This is a genomic window from Klebsiella huaxiensis, from assembly GCF_003261575.2.
Classification (GTDB): Bacteria; Pseudomonadota; Gammaproteobacteria; order Enterobacterales; family Enterobacteriaceae; genus Klebsiella; species Klebsiella huaxiensis.
In genome coordinates, this window is the sequence record NZ_CP036175.1 from 2,783,455 (window position 1) to 2,809,553 (window position 26,099).

Annotated in this window: 28 protein-coding genes; 13 read left to right on the forward strand and 15 right to left on the reverse strand. The window is 55.6% G+C overall.

The features are described 5' to 3' along the window. Positions 1-102: 102 nt before the first annotated feature. Entirely contained in the window at positions 103-1,215 is a 1,113-nt protein-coding gene (locus DA718_RS13365) for a multidrug effflux MFS transporter (RefSeq protein WP_112214339.1), read from the forward strand. Between the two features lie 117 nt (positions 1,216-1,332). Next, complete coding sequence (locus DA718_RS13370) at positions 1,333-2,259, forward strand: LysR family transcriptional regulator (RefSeq protein WP_112214338.1); 927 nt, start codon at positions 1,333-1,335, stop codon at positions 2,257-2,259. Here the strand turns inward: DA718_RS13370 and mdcH are convergent. From mdcH to DA718_RS13415, 9 genes are all read right to left on the reverse strand, one after another. Further along, on the reverse strand, positions 2,249-3,151 hold the full coding sequence (mdcH, locus tag DA718_RS13375; protein WP_112214337.1) for a malonate decarboxylase subunit epsilon: 903 nt from the start codon (positions 3,149-3,151) through the stop codon (positions 2,249-2,251). The genes DA718_RS13370 and mdcH overlap by 11 nt on opposite strands. Continuing rightward, positions 3,148-3,768: a malonate decarboxylase holo-ACP synthase gene (locus DA718_RS13380; protein WP_112214336.1), complete on the reverse strand. Its 621-nt coding sequence runs from the start codon at positions 3,766-3,768 to the stop codon at positions 3,148-3,150. Before DA718_RS13380 ends, mdcH begins: the two co-directional genes overlap by 4 nt. Positions 3,769-3,770: 2 nt before the next feature. Next, positions 3,771-4,730: an AEC family transporter gene (locus DA718_RS13385; protein ID WP_112214335.1), complete on the reverse strand. Its 960-nt coding sequence runs from the start codon at positions 4,728-4,730 to the stop codon at positions 3,771-3,773. 131 nt (positions 4,731-4,861) lie between these two features. Further along, positions 4,862-5,662, reverse strand: a complete 801-nt coding sequence (gene mdcE / locus DA718_RS13390; protein WP_112214334.1) for a biotin-independent malonate decarboxylase subunit gamma — start codon at positions 5,660-5,662, stop codon at positions 4,862-4,864. Beyond that, positions 5,662-6,495 (reverse strand): biotin-independent malonate decarboxylase subunit beta, encoded by an 834-nt coding sequence (locus DA718_RS13395; RefSeq protein ID WP_112214333.1) that lies wholly within the window; start codon positions 6,493-6,495, stop codon positions 5,662-5,664. Before DA718_RS13395 ends, mdcE begins: the two co-directional genes overlap by 1 nt. Beyond that, positions 6,488-6,787 carry a malonate decarboxylase acyl carrier protein gene (mdcC, locus tag DA718_RS13400; RefSeq protein ID WP_112214332.1) on the reverse strand — a complete coding sequence of 100 codons (300 nt, stop codon included), beginning with the start codon at positions 6,785-6,787 and terminating at the stop codon, positions 6,488-6,490. Before mdcC ends, DA718_RS13395 begins: the two co-directional genes overlap by 8 nt. A gap of 17 nt (positions 6,788-6,804) precedes the next feature. After that, the gene (locus DA718_RS13405) at positions 6,805-7,647 is read right to left on the reverse strand and encodes a triphosphoribosyl-dephospho-CoA synthase (RefSeq protein WP_112214331.1); all 843 of its coding nucleotides are present in this window, start codon (positions 7,645-7,647) and stop codon (positions 6,805-6,807) included. Beyond that, entirely contained in the window at positions 7,647-9,302 is a 1,656-nt protein-coding gene (gene mdcA, locus DA718_RS13410; RefSeq protein WP_112214330.1) for a malonate decarboxylase subunit alpha, read from the reverse strand. The genes DA718_RS13405 and mdcA overlap by 1 nt, the downstream gene beginning before the upstream one ends. A gap of 351 nt (positions 9,303-9,653) precedes the next feature. Then, on the reverse strand, positions 9,654-10,688 hold the full coding sequence (locus DA718_RS13415; protein ID WP_110274065.1) for an AI-2E family transporter: 1,035 nt from the start codon (positions 10,686-10,688) through the stop codon (positions 9,654-9,656). 323 nt (positions 10,689-11,011) lie between these two features. Between DA718_RS13415 and DA718_RS31200 the strand changes: the two genes are divergently transcribed. The 4 genes from DA718_RS31200 (at position 11,012) to DA718_RS13435 (ending at position 14,150) form a co-directional block, all read left to right on the forward strand. Next, positions 11,012-11,092, forward strand: coding sequence for a hypothetical protein (locus DA718_RS31200; RefSeq protein ID WP_479684511.1), 81 nt, complete (start codon positions 11,012-11,014; stop codon positions 11,090-11,092). Between the two features lie 117 nt (positions 11,093-11,209). Then, the gene (mdtJ, locus tag DA718_RS13425; RefSeq protein ID WP_112214329.1) at positions 11,210-11,572 is read left to right on the forward strand and encodes a multidrug/spermidine efflux SMR transporter subunit MdtJ; all 363 of its coding nucleotides are present in this window, start codon (positions 11,210-11,212) and stop codon (positions 11,570-11,572) included. Further along, positions 11,559-11,888 carry a multidrug/spermidine efflux SMR transporter subunit MdtI gene (mdtI, locus tag DA718_RS13430; RefSeq protein ID WP_112214328.1) on the forward strand — a complete coding sequence of 110 codons (330 nt, stop codon included), beginning with the start codon at positions 11,559-11,561 and terminating at the stop codon, positions 11,886-11,888. Before mdtJ ends, mdtI begins: the two co-directional genes overlap by 14 nt. A 105-nt stretch (positions 11,889-11,993) precedes the next feature. After that, positions 11,994-14,150, forward strand: coding sequence for a putative bifunctional diguanylate cyclase/phosphodiesterase (locus DA718_RS13435; RefSeq protein WP_112214327.1), 2,157 nt, complete (start codon positions 11,994-11,996; stop codon positions 14,148-14,150). Positions 14,151-14,154: 4 nt separating this feature from the next. Here DA718_RS13435 and DA718_RS13440 read toward each other — a convergent pair whose 3' ends face one another. Together DA718_RS13440 and DA718_RS13445 are read right to left on the reverse strand one after the other, a co-directional pair. Further along, positions 14,155-14,967: a trypsin-like serine peptidase gene (locus tag DA718_RS13440; protein ID WP_112214326.1), complete on the reverse strand. Its 813-nt coding sequence runs from the start codon at positions 14,965-14,967 to the stop codon at positions 14,155-14,157. A gap of 576 nt (positions 14,968-15,543) precedes the next feature. Beyond that, positions 15,544-16,470: a LysR substrate-binding domain-containing protein gene (locus DA718_RS13445; protein WP_112214325.1), complete on the reverse strand. Its 927-nt coding sequence runs from the start codon at positions 16,468-16,470 to the stop codon at positions 15,544-15,546. 117 nt (positions 16,471-16,587) lie between these two features. On the opposite strand from DA718_RS13445, the gene DA718_RS13450 reads away from it, so the two are divergent. Beyond that, a complete protein-coding gene (locus tag DA718_RS13450; RefSeq protein WP_112214324.1) occupies positions 16,588-17,196 on the forward strand; it encodes a LysE family translocator in 609 nt (202 codons plus the stop codon). Here DA718_RS13450 and ydgU read toward each other — a convergent pair. The 3 genes from ydgU to DA718_RS13465 form a co-directional block, all read right to left on the reverse strand. Next, the gene (gene ydgU, locus DA718_RS30850; protein ID WP_112214323.1) at positions 17,190-17,318 is read right to left on the reverse strand and encodes a small membrane protein YdgU; all 129 of its coding nucleotides are present in this window, start codon (positions 17,316-17,318) and stop codon (positions 17,190-17,192) included. The two genes, DA718_RS13450 and ydgU, sit on opposite strands and share 7 nt — an antisense overlap. 23 nt (positions 17,319-17,341) lie before the next feature. After that, on the reverse strand, positions 17,342-17,707 hold the full coding sequence (gene asr, locus DA718_RS13460) for an acid resistance repetitive basic protein Asr (protein ID WP_110274073.1): 366 nt from the start codon (positions 17,705-17,707) through the stop codon (positions 17,342-17,344). Positions 17,708-17,880: 173 nt separating this feature from the next. Continuing rightward, positions 17,881-19,368, reverse strand: coding sequence for a carboxypeptidase M32 (locus tag DA718_RS13465; RefSeq protein ID WP_112214322.1), 1,488 nt, complete (start codon positions 19,366-19,368; stop codon positions 17,881-17,883). A 156-nt stretch (positions 19,369-19,524) separates the two neighbouring features. Here DA718_RS13465 and DA718_RS13470 point away from each other — a divergent pair, with 156 nt between their 5' ends. From DA718_RS13470 to DA718_RS30680, 4 genes are all read left to right on the forward strand, one after another. Continuing rightward, a complete protein-coding gene (locus DA718_RS13470; protein WP_112214321.1) occupies positions 19,525-20,550 on the forward strand; it encodes a RelA/SpoT domain-containing protein in 1,026 nt (341 codons plus the stop codon). Between the two features lie 89 nt (positions 20,551-20,639). Then, positions 20,640-21,479: an AraC family transcriptional regulator gene (locus DA718_RS13475; RefSeq protein WP_112214320.1), complete on the forward strand. Its 840-nt coding sequence runs from the start codon at positions 20,640-20,642 to the stop codon at positions 21,477-21,479. A 43-nt stretch (positions 21,480-21,522) separates the two neighbouring features. Beyond that, complete coding sequence (locus DA718_RS13480; protein WP_112214319.1) at positions 21,523-22,113, forward strand: LysE family translocator; 591 nt, start codon at positions 21,523-21,525, stop codon at positions 22,111-22,113. A gap of 178 nt (positions 22,114-22,291) precedes the next feature. Beyond that, positions 22,292-22,384, forward strand: a complete 93-nt coding sequence (locus tag DA718_RS30680; RefSeq protein WP_227016017.1) for a KPN_01571 family protein — start codon at positions 22,292-22,294, stop codon at positions 22,382-22,384. Positions 22,385-22,418: 34 nt separating this feature from the next. On the opposite strand, the gene DA718_RS13485 is transcribed toward DA718_RS30680, so the two are convergent. Then, on the reverse strand, positions 22,419-23,669 hold the full coding sequence (locus DA718_RS13485; RefSeq protein WP_112214318.1) for an MFS transporter: 1,251 nt from the start codon (positions 23,667-23,669) through the stop codon (positions 22,419-22,421). Positions 23,670-23,787: 118 nt separating this feature from the next. Here DA718_RS13485 and DA718_RS13490 point away from each other — a divergent pair, with 118 nt between their 5' ends. Both DA718_RS13490 and mlc read left to right on the forward strand, forming a co-directional pair. Further along, the gene (locus DA718_RS13490; RefSeq protein ID WP_112214317.1) at positions 23,788-24,690 is read left to right on the forward strand and encodes a LysR family transcriptional regulator; all 903 of its coding nucleotides are present in this window, start codon (positions 23,788-23,790) and stop codon (positions 24,688-24,690) included. Positions 24,691-24,814: 124 nt separating this feature from the next. Continuing rightward, positions 24,815-26,035 carry a sugar metabolism global transcriptional regulator Mlc gene (gene mlc, locus DA718_RS13495; RefSeq protein WP_110274081.1) on the forward strand — a complete coding sequence of 407 codons (1,221 nt, stop codon included), beginning with the start codon at positions 24,815-24,817 and terminating at the stop codon, positions 26,033-26,035. Positions 26,036-26,099: the final 64 nt, after the last annotated feature.

The window sequence follows — 26,099 nt, forward strand, 5'->3', positions numbered from 1 at the left end:
GCTCTCCTCATCGCAATCCCTCTCCTTAACGGAAATAATAATGACTTCACCGAAACGCGTGCAGCCAGCGGGCCGCTGTTTATTCTGATTCTCAGCGGGCTGATGGCGTTCACCTCGCTCTCGACGGATATCTACCTGCCGGCGATGCCGGTGATGGCTGCCGAATTACAGGGCGACGCTGAGCTGACTATCACCGGTTTTCTGATTGGTTTTGCCCTGGCGCAGCTGGTCTGGGGGCCAATTAGCGACCGGCTAGGTCGGAGAAAGCCGCTGTTTATCGGCATGTTACTGTTCATCATCGGCTCCGCAGGTTGTGCGCTGTCGACCACTATCGATCAAATTGTCTTCTGGCGCGTCTTCCAGGCGCTGGGAGCCTGCACCGGGCCTATGCTGGCGCGGGCGATGGTGCGCGATCTTTTTGCCCGCAGCCGAGCGGCGCAGATGCTTTCAACCTTAACTATCGTGATGGCTATTGCGCCGATTGCCGGGCCGCTAATCGGCGGGCAGATGATTAAAGTCACCAGTTGGCACGCTATCTTCTGGCTGCTGGTGGTGATTGGTGGGCTGATGTTTATCGCGCTGCGCTGGCTGCCGGAAACTCTGCCGCCGGAACGTCGTCAGCAGGGCTCAATGCTGGGGGCATTTCGCAATTATAGTCAGCTGTTGAAAAACGCGACTTTTATGCGCTACACCCTGAGCCTGACCTTTTTCTACGTCGCCGCTTATGCCTTTATAACCGGATCACCGGATGTCTATATTCGCTACTACGGCGTTGCGCCGCAGCATTACGGCTGGCTGTTCGCAGTGAATATTATTGGGGTCATGGCGATGAGCGTGGTGAACCGGCGTCTGGTTCAGCGCCACGCCCTGAGCTCGCTGCTGAAAATATCGCTGGCGGTTGCCGCGCTAGCCGTCGTGATACTGGCGACGGGCGTCAGGCTGCAAATTGGCGGTATTGGTCTGATAGTGGCCAGCGTGTTCCTCTTTTTCTCGATGAACGGCGTGATTGCCGCCACCTCGACCGCCGCGGTGCTGGATGAGGCAGGGGCGTTTGCTGGTTCGGCCTCAGCGCTGATTGGCTCATTGCAGTACGGTAGCGGGATTATTTCTTCGTTACTGCTGGCGTGGCTGCGTGACGGTACGCCATGGACGATGGCGTGGATCATGACAGCCTTTACCCTCGCCAGCCTGCTGCTGGCCTGGCGAAACCGATAAATTGCAATGCGGGTATACCCCTCTTCCGGCTAATACCTCAATCGGTAATTGCGTTTATACTATATTGAAATAACACAAGAAAATGCTAATAAAGACCGAAGTGCGGGGCGCAATGCAATGAAAGACGACATTAATCAGGAGATCACCTTCCGCAAGCTGTCGGTTTTTATGATGTTTATGGTGAAGGGCAATATCGCCAGAACCGCAGAGGCGATGCAGCTGAGCGGCGTCAGCGTTCATCGGGCGCTGCACACCCTGGAAGAGGGCGTCGGCTGCCCGCTGTTTATCCATAAAGGGCGCAATCTTCTGCCGCTGCCAGCGGCGTGGACGCTGCTGGAATACTGTCAGGACGTGATGAGCCTGATGACTCGGGGACTGGAAGCAACGCGCAAAGTGGCGGGCGTCGGACAGGGGCGGCTGCGCATCGGCACGCTTTACTCCCTGACGCTGGAAACCGTGCCGCGCATTATTATGGGCATGAAGCTGCGCCGTCCTGAGCTGGAGCTGGATCTCACCATGGGCTCCAATCAGATGCTGCTGGATATGCTGGAAGATGATGCGCTGGATGCCATTCTGATCGCCACTAACGAAGGTGAGTTCAGCAATTCCGCTTTTGATGTGGTCCCGCTATTTGAGGATGACATCTTCCTCGCTGCCCCGGCAACGGAGCAACTGGATACCAGCCAACCTGCCGAGCTGCGCGATTACGCTGAGCGTAAGTTTGTCTCGCTGGCGGAAGGATTTGCCACCTATGCGGGCTTTCAGGATGCGTTTCAGGTAGCCGGATTTGAGCCGGAAATCGTTACCCGGGTTAACGATATCTTTTCAATGATTAGTCTGGTGCAGGCGGGGGTGGGGTTTGCACTGCTGCCGGGACGCATGAAAAAAGTCTATGAAAACGACGTACAGCTGTTGAAGCTGGCGGAGCCGTATCAGATGCGCCAGCTTATCTCGATTGTCTATTCACATCATCGCGAACGCGACGCCGACCTGCTGGCGCTGGCGGCAGAAGGGAGGATGTACGCCCGTAGCCTTAACCATTAAGCCGGGTTGCCAGGTGACGAGCGACGTCTACGCCGCTGCGTTCCAGCGAAATGCTCTCACCGTGCCAGCCCGCCTGGCGGGTGAGACAGGTCAGTACGCCGCCCGGTGGCATCTCAATTGCCAGCCGCGCCTCGCGCTCATCGGCGGCGATCATCGCCTCCTGCCAGCGCACGGTGCGCGACATATTCAGCGCCAGATCGTCGGCGATTTTCAGCGGGTCCCAGAGCACGCGCGCCGTGGAGCCGCTCAAATACGCGCAGCGCGGTCGCCGGAGCGTGATGGTAGAAAAGGCCTCCGCCAGCTCAGCCGCCGGTTTATCCAGTAGCGCGCAATGCGACGGTACGCTGACCGCCAGCCGCTGCGCTTTGCTGGCACCCGCTTTCAGCGCCAGCTGTGCCACTCGTGCCATCTCCTCATTGCGCCCGGCAATGACAATCTGCGTTTCAGCGTTAAGGTTGGCGATATACAGCTCGCTGTCGGCAATCAGCTTTTCCACGCTGTCGAGCGTCAGGCCCATAATGGCGGTGAGTCCGTAGCCGTGAGGATAAGCCTGCTCCATTAAATCGCCGCGTAGCGCCACAAGACGTAGGGCATCGGTGAAGTCCAGCGCATCGGCAATCACCGCTGCCGGGAAAGCGCCGATCGACAGGCCGCTGACCATGTCCGGGTTTACGCCCTGACGCTGAAGCTCCCGCGCCCAGGCAACACCGGTAATCAACAGGCAAAGCTGCACCGCACGGGTATGTTGTAACGCGGCGGCGCTATCTAAATGGTCCACTTCATCGCCAAGCACGGTGCGCGCTTCGGCCATAATATTCTGGCGATCGGGGATAGCGGCGAGCATACCTTGCCGCTGGTTTCCCTGACCGGGAAAGGTAAAGAGAATTTTCATACTTCCTCCCTGTTCCACGGCGTCTCGGTCAGACGCGCGCCGTGGGACATCTTCAGCAGAGCGCGGCCATCGCGCAGCCACTCGTTAAGCGCGAAAGCCCCGGCTGGCGTTTCGACCTGAGTATCCGCCCGACAGGGTAGCTGCGCGATGCACGCTTGCCATTCGAGCAATGCCTCACGATCCACAGGCTGCGGGGCGCGAATGAGTAGATCCAGATCGCTGGTGGCGTGCAGAACGGGAATTTCGGTGGCCAGCGCGTAGCCGGTGCTGCCGGTAATGCCCCAGCGCCATGGCCAGTCGTGCAGCGTCAGTGAAATAGCCGCCTGTACCGGCGGCTGAGAGACAAACGGTGAGCGCAGAAGCAGCTGGCGGTCGGCGAGCGTTTCCGGGCTGATGGTACGAACGATATTCTCCATCCGTACCCAGCCCGCCGCCCGCTGTTCGCGCTTCATGCCCCGCACGCCCACCGGAATGCGGGCGTCGGCATCAACGTCACGTCGGACCACCACCGGCAGGCTGACTCGCCAGTGCTGGGCGACCCAGAGTTCCTCGGTAGCCTCCAGCGCACAGGCATGATTCAACCAGACTAAATCGTGAGGACGCGGCGTTGATGACATCGTTAGATCCCTGAAGTTAAAGTGATAAACAGCGGCAGCGACAGGATACACAGAACCGAGCTTAACAGCAGCACCGCTTCCGCATCCGGCGACTGCACGCCAAAGCGGTTACCGAACACCACGCCGAAGAAACCGGCCGCCAGGGCAATCATCAGAATGGCGGTAATGGCGATGGAGCCATGCAGACCGAGTAGCATCACCAGACCCCAGGCGATAAACGGTTGCACCAGCAGTTTAACGATGGTCGATGTGGCGATGAGCGCGTTGAGTTGCAGCTTACGCGCCGACAGAATCACCCCGGTCAGGAACAGTGCTGCGGCGGTTGCCGCCAGGCCCAGCGGTTTGATTGAGGCCAGCAGCAGGTCCGGCATTTTGATACCGATGGCGGAAAGTACCACCCCCAGCAGCGGGCCCCAGACAATCGGTTTTTTCACCGAACGCCACATCAGTATCGGCAGCATCGCCAGCGTCGAACCGCTATTTTCTCCGGCTGCCAGCGCCTTTTCACGTTCCAGAATCAGCAGACAGAACGGCGTCATCAATACCGAACCACAGGCAATAGACACGGCGACCGAGAGCGAGGTTGACGCACCTTCGCCAAGCACGCTGCCAAGAATCGGCAGGCCGAGCGCGGCGTAGTTAGGCAGCGCCACGGTCAGGGTCAGCACGGCGGCATCCTGCGGTGAGCGCTTAAAGACGCGGGTAGCGAGGAAGTAGATGGCCGCGTAGGTGATCCACATCGCGCCGGTGAGCACCAGCACCAGCGGCGATTGAGCGACAATCCCGCTCCATGGAGTCTGTACCGTGGCGCTAAACAGCGTCGCGGGCAGAGCGAAGTCCATCACGAAAATGTTGAGTAGCGAGACGTTTTTGTTATCGACCATTTTGGCCTTGCCGGCCCAGAAGCCCAGCAGCATGATGACAAAAATCGGCGCGAGGGCATGAATAATCACATAAGTCATAAATCACCTGTAAATGAAAAAGAGTACTGACGCGATTGTTATAATTTCTAAAAGCAGTCTCTCCCCAAAGACACTCGATGAGTGCCTTTAGGTGGCCGCTTCCGGCAGGTTTTCTTCTACTTAGGGACTGACTACCAGCTGGCGCGCATACGATCGCGTACTAGCTGGGAACTACGACGGTTCTCCGCACCCAGGCGGCACTTCAGCGTGGTATCCTGGCGGGCGTCAGCGATGGCGTCGCGCAGGGTGGTGGTGACCAGCGTCAGGTCGCGGGCGTCTGGGGCATCCGGATTGCTGATATCGAGCAGGGCGGAGAGCAGGCCGAGCGTTGCGTAGTTGCTGACGTCATAGGCCATCGGCGGGATAGTTGCCGCCAGTTTCTCCAGCGCCTCAACGGTACGCAGGGTGATGCGCGCGGCGGACTCTTTGCCCATCGCGTGGACCAGCACGCCGCTGTCGTTAAAGGCGATCAGGCGGTTGGCCTGGTAGCCGTGGGCCAGAAACGCCCCGGACATCGCTTTGCCGACAATCAGGCCAATCACCGGGTGACCAGCAAGACGCGCTTTGGCATAAGCGCCTGCCGCACCGGCCAGCGCCTGGTGAATACCGAAGGCCTCTTCGCGGCGACCATAGGCCTGGCTTGGCACATCGATAACCGCAATGATTGGGCGCTTCACCGGGTTATCCGCATCGGCATCGATAGTTTCGTTGACCACTTTCGCCAGAGTCCAGCCTTCAAGCAGGCCGACTTCGCCCTGAGCGGCGCGCGGGTAGTGGTTTTTAGCATCCGGCACCACGGCGATAAAACGCACGGTTTCACCGTTAAAATCGGCATCGGCAACCTGTACTGACGGGCACAGACCGCTCATCAGCGGGGCATTTGGTGCCAGCTGGTTTAGCCACAGCGCGGCGCGATTAGTGAACTGACTCATTATTTCTCCTCCCGGGCGAATAGCTGTTTGATCTGCGCGGTATCCGCCTGCTGGCGGGTATCGAAGTGGGTCAAACGGGTCAGGAAATCATCATATTTGTCGCTGCGATGCTGGGCCGGTACGCCCTGGGCAATCGCCTCGTTCATTGCCGTTTTCACCGCGTTGACGCCGTCACCCACCAGCGCATCCACCAGGCCGCTGGCGTAGCGAATTTGGCCGCCGGTCATGCTCCAGATAAACGGACGGTCACGGGAGTCATACTCTTCAATCCCCGCTTCCTGTTCGATAACTTGTGGCCCGTTGAGCCCCAGGCGTGCTTCGCGGGTGACAATCAGGTAGCTGCACAGTGCCGCGGCGATGGACATCCCACCGAAGCAGCCGACGGTGCCGGTGATAATACCGACCACCGGGGTGTAGCGACGCAGGTCGACAATCGCGGCATGAATATCGGCGATAGCGGCAAGGCCCAGATTGGCCTCCTGCAGACGCACGCCGCCGGTTTCCAGGCACAGCACCGCCTGGGTGGGGATACCGTTGCGGTTATCTTCCGCCGCCAGTTCAAGCGCGGCGGCCATTTTCGCGCCGGAGACTTCGCCCATGCTGCCGCCCTGGAAGGTGCCTTCGATGGCGATCACCACCGCGGGTTGACCGTTAATGGTACCTTTCGCGACCACCATGCCGTCATCGGACTGCGGGACGATACCCTGTGCGCCCAGCCACGGCGACATGATGCCTTCGAACGGGTCGAGCAGCTCGCGATAGCTACCGTCGTCCAGCAGGATGCGGGCGCGTTCGCGGGCACGTAATTCGATAAAGCTGCGATCGTTACGCATGAGCCACCTCCTCAAAAACCTGTTCAATGCGGATACGCGCCACGCCCGGCGTTGCACCGAAATCGTGGATAATCAGCAGCCCGCCGGGCAGGCCGTTAACCAGGTTCAGGCGGTCGAACAGCGCGTTCCAGCGCGCCTGGCTGTTGTCCACCGAAGTGGTTATTTCTACGTTGAGCGTGTTGCTCTGTCCGGCGGTATAGAGCACTTCCATATCGCCGGAGCCAACAACGCCTGCCAGCGCTTTGCCGCTGAGGGCGCGGTTGGCAGGAAATGACAATTTAATCTGTTCCATAACATCCTCTGAATGCGTTAGGCGGAAACCCGGTCGAGAAACAGGGTGGCGGCAAGCAGGTCCGCAGCGCCACCCGGCGAGGCGTTCTGCGCCAGCATCTGGGCATCAAGTTGCGCCAGAGCGGCGCGGCCCGTAGCTGTCGCACATCCTCCGGCGGTTAGCACCTCGGCAGCACCTTGCTGCATGGCGTCAAGTCCCGCCATTCCGGCGCGAGAGAGCACGCAGGTATCGCTGAGCGAAGTCATAATCGCTATCAGCGCGTCGAGGCGGGCTTGCTCTTCGCTGGCCCCCTGCGCCCGGCTGCGCAGCAGCTGCGGCAGCGCCAGGGTGGTGATGTGCGGAAAAGCGCACTGCGCCTCTTCACGCGCACCCGGCACCTGCCAGCGGCGGCTGGCGCGCAGACCTTTACTGAAGGTCTTCGGCGCGCAAGCGTCCGGCAAACGGGCGAGGGCGGCGGCAGTTTCCGCGATTCTCTGTGAATGACCTTTTCCCCCCATCATGGCCGTTGCGCTGACCAGCAGGCCAAGGGCCCAGATAGCGCCGCGATGGGTGTTGACCCCGGCCGTCGCCTGCATCATCTGCGCTTCGCCTTCACGGCCCAGACGACCAACGGTCTCGCGCAGGGCGATATCAACCGGGCGCAGCCAGCTTTGCTGTGCCAGCGCGTGAAAAGTCGGTGTCAGGCTATGGGCCGAGCGTTCCATCAGCGCCAGATTCAGGTCCAGATGCGCGCCGTTGCCACGGCTATCAACCAGGCCAGGTTTCGGGCTAAGGCGCGCTTCGTCGATCAGGCAGTCGCTGGCGATTTGCGCCAGACGCCGGGCCCGGGTTTCTGCGAGTTGGGGAGAGAGGTTTTTCATTACCAGCTCCGGAATTTTGCCGGTGGGTTGTACAGGCCGTCGGACCATTCCACCAGGTCTGAGACGCTGCCAGCAGCAAGCAAGGAGCGGGTGGCGTCGCTACGACGAATGCCGATATCTTCCGGGTAAACGACTTTTCCGCTGCGGCGCAGTTCGGCCACGCGTTTGGCGTCAACTCCGAGGCCGATATCGGTGATCCCGGCCACCGCAGCGACCATCGCCCGGCGCTCTTCAAGGCTTTCCGCGCGATAGAGATAGGCAATTCCTTCTTCGGTTAGTACGTGGGTTACGTCATCGCCGTAGATCATCACTGGCGCCAGCGGCATTCCGGAGGTTTTCGCCACTTCAATGGCATCCAGTTTTTCTACGAAGGTTGGTTTAACGCCCGCCTGGAAGGTTTCCACCATCTGCACCACCAACTTTTTACCGCGTTGCATCGGGTCGGGTTCGGTAATCATATTCAGCCAGGCCGGGGTGGCGTGACGACGACCGTGCGGGTCATGACCCATGTTAGGCGCGCCGCCGAAGCCGGAAAGACGCCCACGGGTGACGGTCGATGAGTTGGCGTAGCCATCCACCTGGAGTGTTGAGCCGATAAACATATCCACCGCGTACTGACCTGCCAGCTGGCAGAAGGCGCGGTTGGAACGCATGGAGCCATCTGCGCCGGTAAAGAATACGTCAGGGCGGGCGCGGATGTACTCTTCCATCCCCAGTTCGCCGCCGAAGCAGTGCACGCTCTCCACCCAGCCGCTTTCAATCGCCGGGATCAGCGTCGGATGCGGGTTCAGGGTCCAGTGTTTACAGATTTTGCCCTTCAGACCGAGCTGTTCGCCGTAGGTCGGCAGCAGCAGTTCGATGGCGGCGGTGTTAAAGCCGATACCGTGGTTTAGCGATTGCACCTGATGCTCGGCGTAGATGCCTTTAATCGCCATCATCGCCATCAGAATATGTTCCTGTTTGATCAGGCGCGGATCGCGGGTAAACAGCGGTTCGATAAAGAACGGTTTATCGGCAACAACGACGTAGTCAATCCACGAACCGGGGATATCAACGCGCGGCAGGTCGCATTCGTCATCCACCAGTTCGTTGACCTGCGCAATGACGATACCGTCATGGAAGGCGGCGGCTTCAACCAGCGCCGGAGTATCTTCGGTACTTGCTCCGGTGTAGAGATTACCTTTGCGGTCGGCTTTGAAACCGGCGATCAGCGCGACGTTCGGCGACAGGTCGACGTACAGGCGGGAATAAAGTTCGATATAGGTGTGGATCGCGCCAATTTCCAGCAGACCATCTTCCAGCAGCTGCGAAATACGCAGGCTTTGGGTGCCGGAGAAGGAGAAATCAAGTTTACGGGCGATGCCCTTTTCAAAGAGATCCAGATGCTCGCTGCGTCCGACGCTCGGCATAATCATATGCAGGTCGTGGATTTTTTGCGGGTTGACTTCAGCCAGCATCCGCGAGAGGAAATCGGCCTGTTTCTGGTTGTTGCCTTCCAGCACCACCCGGTCGCCGGGAGCCAGTAAATGTTCCAGAACCGCAACCAGCTGGTCGGTGGGAATGACTTTACCTGAGATCTTAGCCTCGGCCAGTCGCCGCTGTTTTTCCGTCCGTCGACGGTTCCAGACCCGTCCGGTCGTTTGTTCGGCACTCATTGTTAACCTCCTGATTCGACAAATCGTTTTGATTGTCCTGGTGTGGAAGTTAGTGTGCGGCCCCGCGTGTCTGGCATCAATTAAGGCTGGCGGCGAATTGTTAGCGTAAGAGTAATAATTGGCAGGTGAGAGATGTGATGGCGATCAATAATGAAGATGAATGATTGGTCTACAGACATGGGGGGTGTGTATAAAAAGAACCGAGTCGGCATGGTTCAGGGACTGATGCACTGGCGCTGCTGCTTCCCGGTGGCGCTGCGCTGACCGGGCTACGGGTTCACCGCCGTCTGCGGGCAGGTAGCCCGGACAGATGCGCCAGCATCGCCTCCGGGGAAAGCGCGTGCAATGTCGTTAGTTTTTACTCAAATCACTCAGCAGAAAGGCGATACTTTGCCCGGCGACCGTCTGCTCGAGAGCGATTTTGACGATAATGGTCAGCGGCACTGAGAGCAGCATACCAACCGGCCCCAGTAGCCAGCCCCAGAAAATTAACGACAGGAACACCACCAGCGTTGATAACCCCAGCCCACGGCCCATAATGCGCGGTTCGAGGATGTTACCGAACACCAGGTTGATAATCAGATAGCCCGCCAGAACCACCAGCGCGTCGTACAAACCACCAAACACCAGCACCTGCAAAATTGGCGGGATTGCGGCGAGAACCGAACCAATATTAGGAATGTAATTCAGCGCGAAAGCTAACAGTCCCCACATAAAGGCAAAACGCACATCGAGCAGCACCAGCATTCCCCAGACCACCAGGCCGGTTACCAGACTGATGGCGGTTTTTAACACCAGGTAGTGGGAGACGCTATCGAGTGCGCGCTGAATCGCCCCCATGCCTTCCACCGGCCGCGACATCAGCTGTTGCAGCTTGGCGGGTAGCTGCGGGACTTCCAGCAGCATAAACACCACCGTCAGTAGCAGCAGGAAGATAGAGGACATGGCGTTTGAAAGCTGAGTGAGCAGACTGGTGACCAGAGTCATTACTGCGTTAGGGTCAATATATTTATTAAGCTCAACCACCGAAACGGTAAAGCCGAAGCGCTGTAGCCACGGTGCAATGGCCTGCATCGGTTCATAGAGATAGTTGCGATACTGCGGCAGGGTACGCGCCAGTTCATTGAGAGAAGTCCCCAGCGAAGCCAACAGCACGACGGCAAGCAGGACAATCAGGCCCACCAGCAGTGAAATAGCCAGCACCCGCGGTACCCGGCAGCGCACCATAAGCTGAACCAGTGGGTTAATGACTACCGCCAGAAACAGTGCCAGCACGAAAGGAACGATGATATCCGCCGCGAAGCGAATGCCGGTCAGGATGATAACCATCATGCCGAGCATGATGACCATTTTTAAGCCGTTAAGTGTGATGATGGGTTTGGCCATACCGCTCCCTGCGAAAAAAATTGAGTCTAATGTGAATTCATTGTAGACGCTGGTAAAGTCGGCGTCTCAACGCTGCGTGTCTGCTAAAAAGAAAAAACGGCCCGCTTATTTATAATTGACGGAATGGGATCATAATGGCGAACGGGATCAGAAAAAGCTAATCAAAATCAAATTTCAGAAGTAAAGAACTGCAAAGACTTTGAGTTAAATGTAGCACTATGGTACAAATTAGCCTGTGTATAACTACCGAGGACAATTTTCATCCGCAAATGATGAGAAGCAATAGCGCGGATAATTGTGATTTTATGGACAATAAGTTCAGGATGTATATTTCTTATCACCCTGCAGTATCCCTCTTCAACTCCCGCTTCCTTGGCGAGCAGCACTGGCGCTCGGCGCTATAGTCTTCTTCTCTCTGCCTGAGCTGGCGCGCTGCGCACGGCTAAAATAACGTCAGAATTTTTCCGGTTTACTTCGCGGTAAGCCGCAATGGATTATATTCTCAAGCAGGAGAAGGGATCATGTTTTATTGGATTTTATTAGCTTTAGCTATCGTTGCTGAAATTACCGGCACGTTGTCTATGAAATGGGCTAGCGTAAGCGGTGGACACACTGGTTTTATTTTAATGCTGGTAATGATTGCGCTTTCCTATATTTTTCTCGCCTTCGCGGTGAAAAAAATCGCCCTTGGCGTGGCCTACGCCCTGTGGGAAGGGATCGGTATTTTACTGATCACTATTTTCAGCGTGCTGTTGTTTGATGAGACGCTATCGGCGATAAAAATTGCTGGCCTGGTCACCCTGGTCGTCGGGATCGTATTAATCAAGTCCGGGACGCAAAAAACGGTGAAACAGCGCAAGGAGAGAACTCATGCAACAGTTTGAGTGGGTTCACGGCGCCTGGCTGGCGCTGGCGATTGTGCTGGAAATTATCGCCAACGTTTTTCTTAAGTTTTCCGACGGCTTCCGGCGTAAATTCTACGGCGTGATGTCCTTAGCGGCGGTCCTTGGCGCATTTAGCGCGCTTTCGCAGGCGGTTAAGGGGATTGACCTGTCGGTAGCTTATGCACTGTGGGGCGGTTTCGGTATCGCGGCGACCATTGCCGCCGGTTGGATGCTGTTTGGTCAACGTCTGAATTATAAAGGCTGGGCCGGTTTGTTGCTTTTGGTCGTTGGCATGGTGCTAATTAAACTTGCCTGATGTGATGCCGCCTGTGAATGCAGGCGGCAAATTCTGCCCTCTGTATTACTCTTAAAAAAGAGCCAGTTCGGCGTATCTCCTGACCGGCCATGATGAGGGCAGAACATGATTCACTCGTTAGGTTGGCGCAATATCCCCTCCGCCAGAACGCTTTCCATCATGATCTTCCTCGCCGGGATCGGGTTAATCGTGTCTGTTATTTCTCTACTCTATCTCTCTCAACATCTGATAGGCCTCAAAGCCAACGAAATCGACAAGCATCGCTCTGTGCTATCGGTGGATGGCGCAGTGCAGACCTCGGTCAACCGCGTGCTGTCGCTGGTGATGGATAACGCCATCTGGGATGATGCGGTTCATCAGACCTATGCGGAGAAGCTCGATTCGCAATGGCTTTATAATTCATGGGGATCGGGTTTTAAAATCAACAATCTTTATGATGGCACTTTCGTGCTGGACCAGCACTATCAGGTTTTGTGGGGATCGTTTCGTAGCCAGAGTTTTACCGAGCAGGATACGCAATTTTTAGGCAATGGTTTTCATGCGCTCATCTCGCAGCATGCCGCAGCGCTACGCAGCGGTAAAAGCGCTTATGCGGGCATCACCCGCACCCGCGCCGGTATTGCGTTTATCGGTATTGGTCTGATTCGCCCAACGGTTGGACGCCTGCAGGTGCATGATGATACCCGCCGTTATCTGGTGATTACCCGGCACATTAACCCGCAAATGCTCGAACGCCTTGGTGATACCTTTCAGATTCGCAATCTGCATGTCACTCCCACCGGCGGTGAGTACAGTATTCCGCTGCGTACTCATGCCGGAGAGATCGTGGGTTACCTCAGCTGGCAGCCGGGACTTCCCGGTGCGGAGGCATCGCGGGCGGCATCGAACAGTATTCGGCTGATTGCTGCGGTAGCAGCTGGGCTTATCTTGCTGTTTATTCTGTTTAGCAGTCTGGGTCTTTACAAGCTAGCGCGCGGCGAAAAGCTGGCGCGCAATATCGCCATGACCGACTGGCTAAGCCGCTTGCCTAACCGCCGGGCGCTAATCGAGCGGCTGAATCAGGTTTGTGAAAATTCGCAATATCAAACGCAAAGCGTGGTGTTTATCGACCTCGACGGCTTCAAAGATGTCAATGATAACTACGGCCATGATGTTGGCGATGCGCTGATCACCCATATTGCCAAAGAGCTGCGGGAGCGCATTCCTTCCGGCGGGATGTTGGCGCGGATGGGCGGCGATGAGTTCGCGATGACAATCAGCGGGGAGCTGGCAGCCAATCAGGCGTCAGCTTTTGCCTGGGCGGTGTTGGAAATGCTGAAAGCCCCCGTCACCTTAAACGATCGCAAAATCTATATCAGCGCCAGTATTGGTATTGCCAGCGGTGTTCCGGCGACCTGCTCCAGCACCGAGCTGTTTCGCCGTGCCGATATTGCCATGTATCACTCGAAGAAAACTGGCAAAGGGCGCACAACCTGGTATGACGAAGCGCTCAGCGACGCGCGGCAGTATCAGCTCAATATCGAAAACGGCATTCGTCAGGGACTGGAAAATGAAGAGTTTGACGTCTGGTATCAGCCGATCGTCAACGCCGACACGCTGGTGATGGAAGGGGTGGAAGCGCTGTTGCGCTGGCCGCGACGCCCTCAGGGGGCGCTGCCGCCGGATGCGTTTATCGGCATTGCCGAGAGCAGCGGCCTGATCTACGCCCTCGGCCAGTTTGTCCTCTATCGCGCCTGCTGTGACCTGCAGCCAATGGGCGATCTGCTGCTATCGGTGAATATCTCTCCGGCGCAGTTTCGCGATCCGGAGTTTGAGTCGCGCGTGGTACAGGTGCTTGGACGCTGCCATTTCCCGGCCCGCCGATTGCAGCTTGAGGTCACCGAGAGCTATGTTCTGGAAAATCCCGATCGCGCGAGGGCGGCGATTGAGAATTTAAAATCGCTGGGCATTGCGGTGGCGCTGGATGATTTCGGTACCGGATATTCCAGCATCGGTTATTTACGTAGCTTCAGCTTTGACAGTCTCAAAATCGATAAATCGCTGGCCGGGCTGGTGGATGTCGATACCCAGGCGGCGGAGCTGGTGCGTGGTACCGTGCGTATTGCCGGGGCGCTAGGCATTACGGTGGTGGCGGAAGGCGTTGAAAACCAGCAACAGCTGGCGCTGCTGCGTCGTGCGGGATGCGACAGATTGCAGGGATTCTATTTCAGCGAGCCGATGCCCGTCGCTTCTTTACTACAGCTGCGTCAGCAGCAGGGCTGACCGCTTATTGGGCGGCCAGCGTTTCCAGTTTGTCGCGAAAACCAGTCACCGATATGGCTCGGTTATCCGCCCGCCAGCGATCTTTAGGTCCCGGAGCCGAACTCTGTACCGCAATAACCTGCCAACCCGCGTCGGTTTTCAGCAGCAGCGGGGAACCGCTATCGCCCGGTAAGGTGTCGCACTGATGCGACAGCACCGACGTCTGCGCCCAGCCGGTCACCACACAATCTTCATGAGTGTAGAGATTATCCAGATGATCTTCCGGATAGCCGGACTGCGTGACTTTGCGTTCAGCGGTCTTCAGTGCGGTGGTCAAATCGGCCTTGCTGCCGCTAAAAATGGGTACCGGCGTAATTCCGGAGGGGGCGTAGCGCAGCATGATAAGGCCAAAATCCCACGGTGCAGCCGCTGAGGGCACTATCCAGCCATCGCCGTCGGCCTTCAGCCGTTTACCAAGCGATGGGTCAACCCGGCCTTCAATACCGTGAATTTCATACACCCATCCCCCTTTACGCGAGATGAAGCGCAGCGCAACGGGTTTATCCGGTTTGCCTTTGGGCGGTGTAAGCAGGCAGTGCCCGGCGGTTAGCGCCATATTTGGCGCAATCAGCGTGGCGGTGCAGAGGTTACCGCTGGCGGTTTCCAGTTGCCCGATAGCATCCCACGGTGTATCTGTGGGGTTATTCACCGGTTTACGATCATCATGACCGAAAAACAGCGTCTTAATATCTTTTGCACTCATGCCATCATCGTCAGCCTGAGCTAGCGCGGGAAATAGACAAAATGAACACAGTAATAACAGTACGTCTCTACGCATATCACTCTCTGGGGAGTTAATTATGTATATTGAAAGTAGCAGCAGATTTAAGTTTATGAAAGTTAAGAATAATTTTAATGAAGTTCTAACGCCCGCAAAAGAAGAAAAAACAGCCTTTTTTTAGTAGGCGAATAGCGTAATTTCAAACGGTTAACATCGATTTTCTGCTGCGTTATTTCCGCAGAAACAGGGGCCGGAAGCAACATAAATCGTGTATCCGAACGTACAGCATCCTGTGTGGGGTAAAAAGCTTTCTTACTGCAGATTTTTCTTAAGGTGAGTGATCCAGAAGGCGATGTTACTGGTTAAACAAGAGTTATCTATAAAAGAAAAAATACTTCTTTACCTGTTTCTCAATTCCTTTCAAAGCGAAACATTTTCTCACCCAAAACGTTGTTATTGCTATCACCTTGTTGAGCAAATAGAGATGTTGTCCCGGCGATGATATCTGCAATCTCTCATTACCCGATGTACGGGAGGGTCTATGTCTAAACAAGGTATTCGCGCATTAGTTTACGTATCTCTGGTATCCGCCATGATTTGGGGCACCACGGGTTATCTGCTGGTCACGGCGGTTCATGTCTTGTAAAAAGGCGCTTGCCCCTGGCGAGTGATATTGTCAGGGAGAGACTCGGGAATATGCTGATGCAAAAAGTCGTGCAGCAACGCGATGGGCTGCGAGTTAAGCGTGTTTTTGGGCCACACCAGATAGTATCCCTCGCCGGTGGCAACGGCTGTCGAGAAGGGTAGCGCCAGCAGTCCGGCGCGGATCGCGGGTAGGTTGAGCAGTAGATCGCCAATACTGACGCCATGGCCGCTCATGGCTGCCATAGTGCCTTGTTCCAGGGTATCAAAAACGAAGCCCTGACTAATATTCGGCTGTTGTTGTTGCCCGCAGTATTGCAGCCACCGCCGCCAGTCCCGACGATCGGTCGAAGGGTGAATCAGCGTGCAGGTGGCTAAATCCTGCCGGGCCTTTTGTTGCATCACCGGTGCGCAAAGCGGGATGAGCCATTCGGCAAACAGCAGACTACAGACATTATCGTCGCCAAAATTACCGTCGCCGAGCAGGATCGCGCAGTCAAACGGCTCCTGAGCGAAATCGACGCAGTCCCGGTCCATCCACAGGCTACTCATTTCAACTTCCGGGCGCTGATGCTGCTGGCGAAACTGTTGCAGAACGTCCAGTAACCAGCGCATGGTGAGGGTGGACGGCGCTTTCAGCCGTAACTTTCCCGCCTGACGGCGCAGGGTCTGACAGGCCCGGTCAATCGCCGAGAAACTCTCTTCTAATGCTTTCGCCAGCTGCCGTCCTGCGTCGGTAACCGTGACTTTTGGCCCATGACGAAAAAAAAGCTGGCACTCAAACCACGCTTCCAGGGTGCTGACATGGCGGCTAACGGCTCCGGGCGTGACGTGTAGCGCGACGGCGGCCTTGCTAAACGAGCCAAGACGCGCGGCGGTTTCAAATGCGCGCAGAGCGTAGAGCGGCGGCAACGACATCGACTATTACTCTCTATATTGAGTAAAACTCACATTTAAGCTCACTATTTGTCGTTTTTCAACTCTGAAATCAAGGTGGAATATAGCGTCTTTATCATCGAATAGTGAGTTCAGTTCATGGATTTTTCATTGCTTACAGCCTACTGCCTGACGGTACTGGCGCTGATTGCTACGCCGGGGCCGGTGGTGTTATTGGTCACCGGAGCCGCGGCGCGCGAAGGGTATGCCAGCGCGGTACGCACAATGGTCGGGGGAAACCTGGCTTCTTTAGTATTGATTGCTGCGGCAGCCGCGATGTTGACGGGGCTGGTGGCGCTAGATCCACGAGCGTTGACGTTGCTGGCGATTGCCGGGTCGCTGTATATCATCAAGCTTGCGTTGAGTATGTTGCGCGAGAGAGCGGCACCAGGGAGCGTATCGGTGAAGCGGAGCGGGGTGATGGCAGGGTTTGTGACGGCACTAAGCAACCCGAAAGATATTCTCTTTTTTGCCGCTTTTTTTCCGCAGTTTATTCATATCACCGCCAGTATCGGTTTGAGTCTGGGGTTGTTGACAATGGTGTGGGTGATTATCGACCTGAGCGTACTGTCGCTCTATATTCTGGCGATTCGTCGCTGGTTAACGGCGCACTATGCGAGGAGGTTGACCACGATATCGGCGCTTTTCTTGTTGTTTTTGGCCCTGTATGGCCTGGGCTATAACCTCTGGCAGCTAACGGTTCAATAGAGGAAAAAGCGGCTGGCGATCAGCGCGCAGATAATCAGTAGTATCAGGATGAGCTCAAAACGATAGCGCCGCAGCATGGTGCTCTCCAGAAAAAAACGGCGCTGAAGCAGCGCCGATATCATATCAAACAGCCTAACCGGGGAGATTAAGCAGCCGGTTGTGCAGCAGGTTTAGCGGTATTGTGTTTGGTCGTTTTGTGGTGCTTTTTAGCTGCCTGTGCTTTCTGAGCTACAGGTTTAGTGGCGGCTTTTTTGTGTTTTTTAGCGGCCTGGGCTTTCTGGGCAGCAGCGGGTTTGGCTTCTGCTTTTTTGTGTTTTTTAGCAGCCTGAGCTTTCTGCTCTGCGGCCGGTTTGGCAGCGGCTTTGTGGTGTTTTTTGTGATGCGTGGTTTTCGCGGTGGTGCTGTGGGTTGCAGCAGCCGGAGCCGGAGTGGTGGTGGCAGCATCGGCAGCGAACGCAACAGAAGACAGACCCATTGCAGCGGCAACGACCAGAGCTAATACTTTTTTCATTCTGATATCCTCGAAAAGGTTTCTTGTTTCAACCCCACTGCGGGGCCGTTGAAAGAACTATATGCTTGTCTTATCGAGGTTTCCGTGAGTGTTTGGTTTCGGCGTGTAACGGTATGTACAACGCCTCTGAACAAAGGCGAAACAAGGCGTCGGGGAGATCCGACGCCGCTGTTTTACAGGTAACGTGAGGTCAAATGCTGGCGGAAAAAGGCACTATTGAGATCTTCCCCAGTGGCATGTTGAATCAGCTGAGAGGTACTGAAGCGGCTGCCGTGCTGCCAGATATTCTGCCGCAGCCAGTCGAACAGGGCGCTAAAGTTGCCGTTGGCGATGTCGCTTTCCAACTGCGGTAGCGCCCGTTTGGCGGAAGCCATCAGCTGTGCGGCGTACATTGCGCCCAGAGTGTAAGACGGGAAGTAGCCAAAGCCGCCGTCGGTCCAGTGGATATCCTGCATACAGCCATCACGGTAGTTACCGGTGGTGGAAAGACCCAACCAGTGCTGCATTTTTTCATCCCACAGCGCCGGAATATCCTCCACTTCAATATCGCCATCAATCAATGCGCGTTCGATTTCGTAACGCAGAATAACGTGTGCCGGATAGCTCACTTCATCGGCATCAACGCGGATAAAACCCGGCTTGACGCGCTGGTTCCACGCAATGAAGTTGTCGCGATTGAAGGCTGGTTGCTCACCAAAGTACTGGCGTACCGTTGGCAGCAGCCGTTGCAGGAATGCCTCGCTACGGCCCAACTGCATTTCGAAAAACAGGCTTTGTGATTCATGGATTGCCGTTGAACGGGCGAGGGCGATGGGCTGATCGAGCCAGTTACGCGGCAGATTTTGTTCATAGCGCGCGTGGCCGGTTTCGTGAATTACGCCAAACAGCGCGCTGAGCAGGTCGTTTTCGTTGTAACGCGTGGTGATGCGCACATCCTGAGGGACGCCGCCGCAGAACGGGTGAGCGCTGATGTCCAGGCGTCCGCCGTCAAAATCAAACCCTAGCACGCGCATCGCTTCCAGCCCCAGCTCGCGTTGTTCGGCGACGGGGAACGGCCCCTGCGGTTCGATGAGCGGCATCTGCGCCTGCTTCTCAACAACGTTAGCAAGTAAAGAAGGAAGCCAGGATTTGAGGTCGGCGAACAGGACGTCCAGCCGCGCGCTGGTCATATCCGGCTCGAAAATATCCAGCAGCGCGTCATAGCGAGAGCAGCCTTTGGCTTCGGCGCGGATTTGCGCCTCTTCACGGCTGAGCTTGACGACTTCGCGCAGATTTTCGGCAAATCCCTGCCAGTCGTTTGCCGGGCGCTGGCTACGCCAGGCGTGTTCGCAGTGGCTACCCGCCAGCGATTTGGCTTCAACCAGGCTTTCGGGTAGCAGCGCGGCCTGTTCATATTGACGCGTCATTTCGCGCAGATTTGCCTGTTCTACATCATTCAGTTCTTCCTGGCGGGCATTGCGTAGCCATTCGCCTACTTTTTTATCGGTCAAAATTTGATGCTGCAAAACGCCGAGTTCCGCCAGCGCTTCACCACGCGCTGCGCTGCCGCCGGGCGGCATCATGGCGAACATATCCCAGCCAGCGATGGCGGAGAGATGCGAGAAGCGTGAAAGACGCTGAAAGGTGCGAGTCAGCTGATGATAGTTTGATGCGTTATTCATATCGGGATTCTCGCCTGTTGTCAGTTAGCTGAAAGGGATGAAGTATGAAGAGTATATCGACTTTACACCATCGTAGTGCAGGACGTGCGAAATCTCATGTACAAGTGAAATCTTTGTTTTGACGATGGTTTTAGATGTGGGAAAGTGATCCACTTCATGTTGCCAATTAACGATAAAATCATGCCCGATAGCGCATTTCAGGATGGTGAATTCATCCTTAAGCATTCCCGTAGTCAAATTGAAAAAGCTGGCAGACGTATTCGCAAAGGCACAGCCTCTGAAAAGGACATCGTTATCATCCAGGAATACAGGGCGGCACACGATCGACCGATGAGGCATATTCGTAGCGCCCTGGAGCAGTTTGGCGTGGGGCAAGTCACGTCAAGGTTAAAACGTTTCCCCACCATTCTTGATAAATTATCCCGTCCCTCATTGGATGGCATGACCTCCACGACCATCAACGTGAGCCAGATGAGTGACATTGCAGGCTGCCGCGTGATTATGGACAACTATGATGATTTGGTTGAGGCTGAAATATATCGAACGGATATCGACGGGGCGATCGTTAAGCGAACAAGAGACTATTTAATTGCACCTAAAACCACCGGATATCGCGGAATTCATCGGATTTATTCCTGCGGAGGGTTTGATGTTGAAGTGCAGTTTCGCACAAAATTACAGCACGTCTGGTCAACTGCCATTGAAATTGTCGACTTGTTTGAAGGCACAAAACTTAAGACCAGCCCGCAGCAGGCTGACCCTCGCTGGCTGGAGTTTTTCAGGCTATTTAGCGAAATCCTTTACTGCAAGGATGCCGGGATTGTTACAGCGGAATTGCCGGGTAACATCAACGCTCTCAGGGCGCTGGAGTCCGAGCTTTCCGTCTATACCAAGCTGATGTCTTTTACTATCTCATCGCCGCATATCCTTGATGATTACACCGGTATTGATAGCGCGGTGATCTCTGTAACGCCTGCAGGCAAAGTGATGCAGGTCGATACCGTTTTATTCACCGAATTTGAGAAACTGGATGCGATGGCCCTGTATCAACAAAATGAGGCGAAAGGGCTCACCACCATCATGGTCAATGTGGGTGACTTCAGCAAATTACAAGAGGCCTATCCGGCCTATCAGATTGATATTAGTCAGTTCACCACCGAGTTACTGAAGATTGTGCAATAGCGCAAAATGAGGCGGTGCAGGGCGTGGTGCACAAATCTTCCAGACAACGCCGAAAGGATCGTCAATGCTGCGGTAAAGTGGAGGAGTGTATGACCAATGACTGGCTGGAGCTGCGACAGCACGCGGATTCGGGAATTGAAACGATTAAGGCGCATTTTGAAGGCCATGCCTACGACCCACACTGGCACGACAGCTATCTGGTGGGGATCACGCTGTCTGGCACCCAGCAGTTTTCTTGCCGCCGTGAACGCCATCGTAGCCATCCTGGGGGCGCATTTTTGCTGGAGCCGGGTGAGATCCACGACGGCGACGCGCCGATGGCAGGAGGATTCACCTATCTGACGTTTTACCTTGATGAAAAATGGCTCGCCGATACCTTACAGGGGCTACATGAGTCGGTTCCCGGCAGCTATTCGCTGCATTTTGCCCGTACGTTGACCCGCGAGCCGCAGCTCGTGCGCGCTATCGGCGAAACTTTCAACACCCTGCACAGCAACGAGCTGCGTATTGTCCAACAGAGCTGCATGGACCATTTGTTGACCCAGCTGACTGCGCATTGCCGTTGGCGCAAGAAACTGCCTTCACATGTCCAAAGCGTGGCGGTGGCTCATCGGGCACGCGATTATCTGTATGCCCATATGGGCGATAATATTGGGCTTTCCGATCTGGCTCGAGAGACGGGGACCGATCGCTTCACGTTGACCCGCTGCTTTAAGCGCGAATTTAACCTTGCGCCCCACGCCTGGCTTATTCAGTTGCGTCTGGCAAAAGCTCGACAGCTGTTGGCCTGCGGAGAGCTGCCGGTGAACGTTGCTGCGGCGCTGGGTTTTGCCGATCAGAGCCATCTTGGGCGCTGGTTTTTACGCTCATATCGGCTCACGCCTGCTCACTATCGTCGCCTGTGCACAAACCTTCCAGACGTTTCCTGAAAATATCCGCAAAGTGGTGGCTCCATAATAAAAGGAGCTACCAGTGGATTTACTGCCGTATCTGTTATTTGCTTTTGTCGCCTCAATTACGCCGGGGCCGACGAATATTCTGATTCTGGCGAATAGCCAGCGATATGGTGTAAAAGCTACGCTTTCTGCGGTGGTTGGCGCATGCGTCTCGGCCAGTCTGATTGTGATGATATCGGGAGCTGGTGCCGGGGAGCTTTTGCACCAGTATCCGCTGGTGCGGCAGATAATGAGCTGGATCGGGGCTTTATGGCTGAGCTGGCTCAGTTGGCATCTCTTTAGCGCGCCGCCGCCGGATTTAGCTGGCGGGACGCAAAAGCGTTTTACCGCTCGCGCGGCGGCGTTGTTACAAGTGGCGAATCCGAAAACCTGGATGATGGCACTGGCGGTGGTGAGCCTGTTTGCGCCAACGGGCCAGCATCCGCTGCCGGTGATTGCGCTGATGGCGCTGTGGTTTTTATTGATATCGCTAGTTTGTCTGGTGGCGTGGGCGTGGCTTGGGCAGGTGGTCAATCGGATGTTTCGTACCGAACGTGGGTTGGTGGGTTTCCAGCGCACCATGGCGCTGCTTTTGCTGCTCTCCGCCTGGATGGGAATGCTGAAATAACCATTCTTGCGCAACCTTAAACGCCGTTAGCCACCAAAATCAGCATTATGTATTGATTAATCGGTTGCGTATTTTATGTTTAGGTCGAAATAATCCAAATGTGCGCAAAATAGCAGACTCTTTCTCTGGCCAGCGGCTAAACTCATCACAGGCGCTGGCTGCTGATGCGGGGTTGATTATGAATCCGTTTACCTGGCTGTTTATCGCACTGCTTTCCATTGATGCCTTCAGAGAGTTAATGGGTATGTCATCGGTTCTGGGAATGTGGTGAGCAACGTGGCCCGTTCAGGCCACGCTAAGACGTTTTATTTCAGACGGTTGTGTAAACACGCGCCGGTCAGAAGTGCTGCTATTAACATCAACGCGATAAACCCGCCGACGCCGTTCCAGCCGTAGTTATGCCAGAAAACCCCACCCAATGTACCCGCCATACTGGAACCCAGATAGTAGCTAAATAAATAGAGCGATGATGCCTGACCGCGCGCGCGTCGGGCCCGCGGGCCTATCCAACTGCTGGCGACCGAATGCGCGGCGAAGAACCCGGCGGAGAACAGCAGCATGCCAATAAAAATCAGCCATAGCGATGAGAACAGGGTCAGCAGCAGGCCGCCGAGCATCACCACCGTGGAGAACAACATTACCGGGCCGCGACCGTAACGCACCGTCATGGCCCCGGCTTTCGGCGAGCTCCAGGTACCGGTCAGATAGGCCACCGACAGCAGGCCAACGACCGCCTGGCTCAGCGACCATGGCGAGAGCATCAGGCGATAGCCGATGTAGTTAAACAGGGTGACAAACGACCCCATCAGCAGAAAACCTTCGAGAAACAGCAGCGGCAGGCCGCGATCGCGCCAGTGCAGACGGAAATTGATCAGCAGCGATTTCGGCCGCAGCGAGGTCGGACGAAAGTGGCGCGACTCCGGCAGGATGCGCCAGAACATGATCGCCGCGGCGAGGGCAAAACAGCTAATCACCGCCAGCGCGATGCGCCAGCCGAAGAAATCGGTGAACACCCCGGTCAACAAGCGGCCGCTCATGCCGCCAATGGAGTTACCGCTGATATACAACCCCATTGAGAACGCCACAACGCTGGGATGAATCTCTTCACTCAGATAAGTCATACCGACCGCCGCCACGCCGCTTAGCGATAGGCCGATCAATGCGCGCATAATCAGAATTCCGTGCCAGCTGGACATCATCGTCGACAGCAGAGAGCAGCACGAGGCCAGCACCAGCGCGGTAACCATCACCTGTTTGCGACCAATAGCGTCGGAAAGCGGGCCGGTAAACAGCAGGCCGACCGCCAGCATGGCTGTTGAAATCGACAGCGAAATACTACTGCTGGCCGGTGAAACGCCGAACTCGCTGGAGAGCACAGGCAGAATTGGCTGCACGCAATAGAGCAACGCAAAGGTCGCCAGTCCGGCAGAAAAGAGCGCGAGGGTAACGCGAATAAATTGCGGGGTACCGCGTTTAATAAACTGATTTGGCTGGGGAACGATAGCGTCGCTGATGTCGCTTGCCGGCACGATGTCAGCGGTAGTTGTACGGCTCACGGAAAAATCCTTGCTGATAAACAGAGAGTTAAGTGGCCTCGCAGGTCACCAGTAAAGGGTATGAAAATGTAAATATTCTGTCTAATATATTAATAATCTCAAATAAGACGTTTTAAATATGAATATTGAACTGCGTCATCTGCGCTACTTTATTGCCGTTGCCGAAGAGCTACATTTCGGTCATGCGGCGGCGCGTTTGAATATTTCCCAGCCGCCGCTTAGCCAGCAGATTCAAATCCTTGAACAGCAGATTGGCGCACGTCTGTTTGCCCGTACTAACCGCAGCGTCAGCCTGACGGAAGCAGGGAAGCAGTTTTTGGCTGATAGCCGACAGATTCTTACCCAGGTTGATGAAGCCGCCGCCCGTGCCGCCCGTTTACACCATGGTGAAACCGGTGAGCTGCGAATCGGTTTTACCTCATCGGCTCCCTTTATTAAGGCGGTATCCGACACGCTGTCGACTTTTCGCCGCCGCTATCCGGATGTGCATATCCAGACCCGGGAAACCAACACCCGGGAACAAATCGTGCCGCTTAACGAGGGAACGCTCGATCTGGGGCTGATGCGCAATACCCAGTTGCCGGATACGTTGGCCTGGGAAAGGGTGCTGCGTGAGCCGCTGCTGGCCATGGTCCCGCGTGATCATCCCCTGGCAAACCAACCGAGCGTCAGCCTGCGGGAGCTGGCTCGGGAACCGTTTGTGTTTTTTGATCCTCACGTAGGAACCGGGTTGTACGACGATATTCTGGGGCTGATGCGTCGCTATGGCTTAACGCCGGTTATCACTCAGGAGGTGGGTGAGGCGATGACCATTATTGGACTGGTCGCCGCCGGGCTTGGCGTGTCAATTCTGCCCGCATCGTTCAGGCGGGTTCAACTGTCGGAAATGCGCTGGTTACCCATTGAGGAGCAGGACGCGGTATCTGAAATGTGGCTGGTGTGGTCGAAGCATCACGAGCAGGGACAGGCGGCGCAGCGCTTTCGTGAGTCGCTCCTCGCCAGCGCTACATTAGATTTTTAGGACAAAAACCATCTAGAAATGTGCGGTAAATCACAAGGCTAAGTAAAAATTTGACGTGAAGCATTGAAGTGCTTCACCATAGCCCTCAGTTTATTTCGAAGCGCGAAAATAAAGGGAGTCAACGGTGGTAGCGGATAGTCAGCCAGGCCATATCGATCAAATAAAGCAGACCAACGCAGGCGCGGTATATCGCCTGATTGATCAGCTTGGCCCGGTGTCGCGTATCGACCTCTCGCGCTTCGCGCAGCTGGCGCCTGCCAGTATCACCAAAATCGTGCGTGAAATGCTGGAAGCGCACCTGGTGCAGGAAACCGAAATCCAGGACCCCGGCAGCCGTGGGCGTCCCGCCGTTGGGTTAATGGTGGAAACGGAAGCCTGGCACTATCTTTCCATCCGCATTAACCGCGGCGAAATCCATCTCGCCCTGCGTGATTTAAGCAGCAAGCTGGTGGTGGAAGAGCAGCTTGAACTGGCGTTACAGCATGTTCAGCCTTTTGCGACGCGCGTACTCGATCATGTTGATCAGTTTTTTATTCGTCATCAAAAAAAACTGGAACGATTAACCGCTATTGCCATCACCATGCCGGGAATTATCGACACTGAAAACGGCATCATCCACCGGATGCCATTTTATGATGATGTTAAAGATATGCCGCTTGGTGAGATCTTATCTAACCATACCGGGGTCTCGGTCTATATTCAGCATGATATCAGCGCCTGGACCATGGCTGAGTCGCTGTTTGGCGCGTCGAGAGGGGCTCGGGACGTCATTCAGGTGGTTATCGACCATAACGTTGGTGCTGGAGTCATCACCGATGGCCGCCTGCTGCATGCGGGCAGCAGCAGCCTGGTGGAAATCGGTCATACTCAGGTTGACCCTTACGGAAAACGCTGTTATTGCGGTAACCATGGCTGCCTGGAAACCATCGCCAGCGTCGAAAGCGTACTCGAACTGGCACAGGTTCGGATGGCTAAATCGATGAGCTCCATGCTGCACCAGCAGCCGTTAAGCGTAGAGTGGTTGTGTCAGGCCGCGCTGCAGGGTGACCTGCTGGCGCGGGATATTATCAGCGGCGTCGGGAACCACGTCGGGCGAATTCTGGCAATCATGGTTAACCTCTTTAACCCGCAGAAAATCCTTATTGGCTCCCCCTTCAACCTGGCGGCAGACATTCTGTTTCCGGCAATTTCTGATTGTATTCGACAACAGTCCTTACCGGCCTACAGCCGCCATATTGCGGTAGAAAGCACTCAGTTTTCTAACCGGGGAACGATGGCTGGCGCGGCTCTGGTCAAAGATGCGCTCTATAACGGATCGTTGCTGATACGACTGTTACAGGGTTAACATTTTTTCATATTCACACCAAAAATTGCGCTATCTCAAGCTGGACTTTGGCAGCTTCGCGTAG

What these genes read in the sequence shown, in the direction of transcription:
- mdcC (WP_112214332.1), bottom strand. Translation starts at nt 6,787, where the DNA reads ATGGAACAGATTAAATTGTCATTTCCTGCCAACCGCGCCCTCAGCGGC.
- mdcA (WP_112214330.1), bottom strand. Translation starts at nt 9,302, where the DNA reads ATGAGTGCCGAACAAACGACCGGACGGGTCTGGAACCGTCGACGGACG.
- DA718_RS13465 (WP_112214322.1), bottom strand. Translation starts at nt 19,368, where the DNA reads ATGAATAACGCATCAAACTATCATCAGCTGACTCGCACCTTTCAGCGT.
- DA718_RS30680 (WP_227016017.1), top strand. Translation starts at nt 22,292, where the DNA reads ATGAATCCGTTTACCTGGCTGTTTATCGCACTGCTTTCCATTGATGCC.
- mdtJ (WP_112214329.1), top strand. Translation starts at nt 11,210, where the DNA reads ATGTTTTATTGGATTTTATTAGCTTTAGCTATCGTTGCTGAAATTACC.
- mdtI (WP_112214328.1), top strand. Translation starts at nt 11,559, where the DNA reads ATGCAACAGTTTGAGTGGGTTCACGGCGCCTGGCTGGCGCTGGCGATT.
- DA718_RS13450 (WP_112214324.1), top strand. Translation starts at nt 16,588, where the DNA reads ATGGATTTTTCATTGCTTACAGCCTACTGCCTGACGGTACTGGCGCTG.
- DA718_RS13365 (WP_112214339.1), top strand. Translation starts at nt 103, where the DNA reads ATGGCGTTCACCTCGCTCTCGACGGATATCTACCTGCCGGCGATGCCG.
- ydgU (WP_112214323.1), bottom strand. Translation starts at nt 17,318, where the DNA reads ATGATATCGGCGCTGCTTCAGCGCCGTTTTTTTCTGGAGAGCACCATG.
- DA718_RS13370 (WP_112214338.1), top strand. Translation starts at nt 1,333, where the DNA reads ATGAAAGACGACATTAATCAGGAGATCACCTTCCGCAAGCTGTCGGTT.
- DA718_RS13445 (WP_112214325.1), bottom strand. Translation starts at nt 16,470, where the DNA reads ATGTCGTTGCCGCCGCTCTACGCTCTGCGCGCATTTGAAACCGCCGCG.
- DA718_RS13380 (WP_112214336.1), bottom strand. Translation starts at nt 3,768, where the DNA reads ATGTCATCAACGCCGCGTCCTCACGATTTAGTCTGGTTGAATCATGCC.
- DA718_RS13405 (WP_112214331.1), bottom strand. Translation starts at nt 7,647, where the DNA reads ATGAAAAACCTCTCTCCCCAACTCGCAGAAACCCGGGCCCGGCGTCTG.
- DA718_RS31200 (WP_479684511.1), top strand. Translation starts at nt 11,012, where the DNA reads ATGTATATTTCTTATCACCCTGCAGTATCCCTCTTCAACTCCCGCTTC.
- DA718_RS13415 (WP_110274065.1), bottom strand. Translation starts at nt 10,688, where the DNA reads ATGGCCAAACCCATCATCACACTTAACGGCTTAAAAATGGTCATCATG.
- DA718_RS13435 (WP_112214327.1), top strand. Translation starts at nt 11,994, where the DNA reads ATGATTCACTCGTTAGGTTGGCGCAATATCCCCTCCGCCAGAACGCTT.
- DA718_RS13385 (WP_112214335.1), bottom strand. Translation starts at nt 4,730, where the DNA reads ATGACTTATGTGATTATTCATGCCCTCGCGCCGATTTTTGTCATCATG.
- asr (WP_110274073.1), bottom strand. Translation starts at nt 17,707, where the DNA reads ATGAAAAAAGTATTAGCTCTGGTCGTTGCCGCTGCAATGGGTCTGTCT.
- DA718_RS13470 (WP_112214321.1), top strand. Translation starts at nt 19,525, where the DNA reads ATGTTGCCAATTAACGATAAAATCATGCCCGATAGCGCATTTCAGGAT.
- DA718_RS13490 (WP_112214317.1), top strand. Translation starts at nt 23,788, where the DNA reads ATGAATATTGAACTGCGTCATCTGCGCTACTTTATTGCCGTTGCCGAA.
- mdcE (WP_112214334.1), bottom strand. Translation starts at nt 5,662, where the DNA reads ATGAGTCAGTTCACTAATCGCGCCGCGCTGTGGCTAAACCAGCTGGCA.
- DA718_RS13395 (WP_112214333.1), bottom strand. Translation starts at nt 6,495, where the DNA reads ATGCGTAACGATCGCAGCTTTATCGAATTACGTGCCCGCGAACGCGCC.
- mdcH (WP_112214337.1), bottom strand. Translation starts at nt 3,151, where the DNA reads ATGAAAATTCTCTTTACCTTTCCCGGTCAGGGAAACCAGCGGCAAGGT.
- DA718_RS13440 (WP_112214326.1), bottom strand. Translation starts at nt 14,967, where the DNA reads ATGCGTAGAGACGTACTGTTATTACTGTGTTCATTTTGTCTATTTCCC.
- DA718_RS13475 (WP_112214320.1), top strand. Translation starts at nt 20,640, where the DNA reads ATGACCAATGACTGGCTGGAGCTGCGACAGCACGCGGATTCGGGAATT.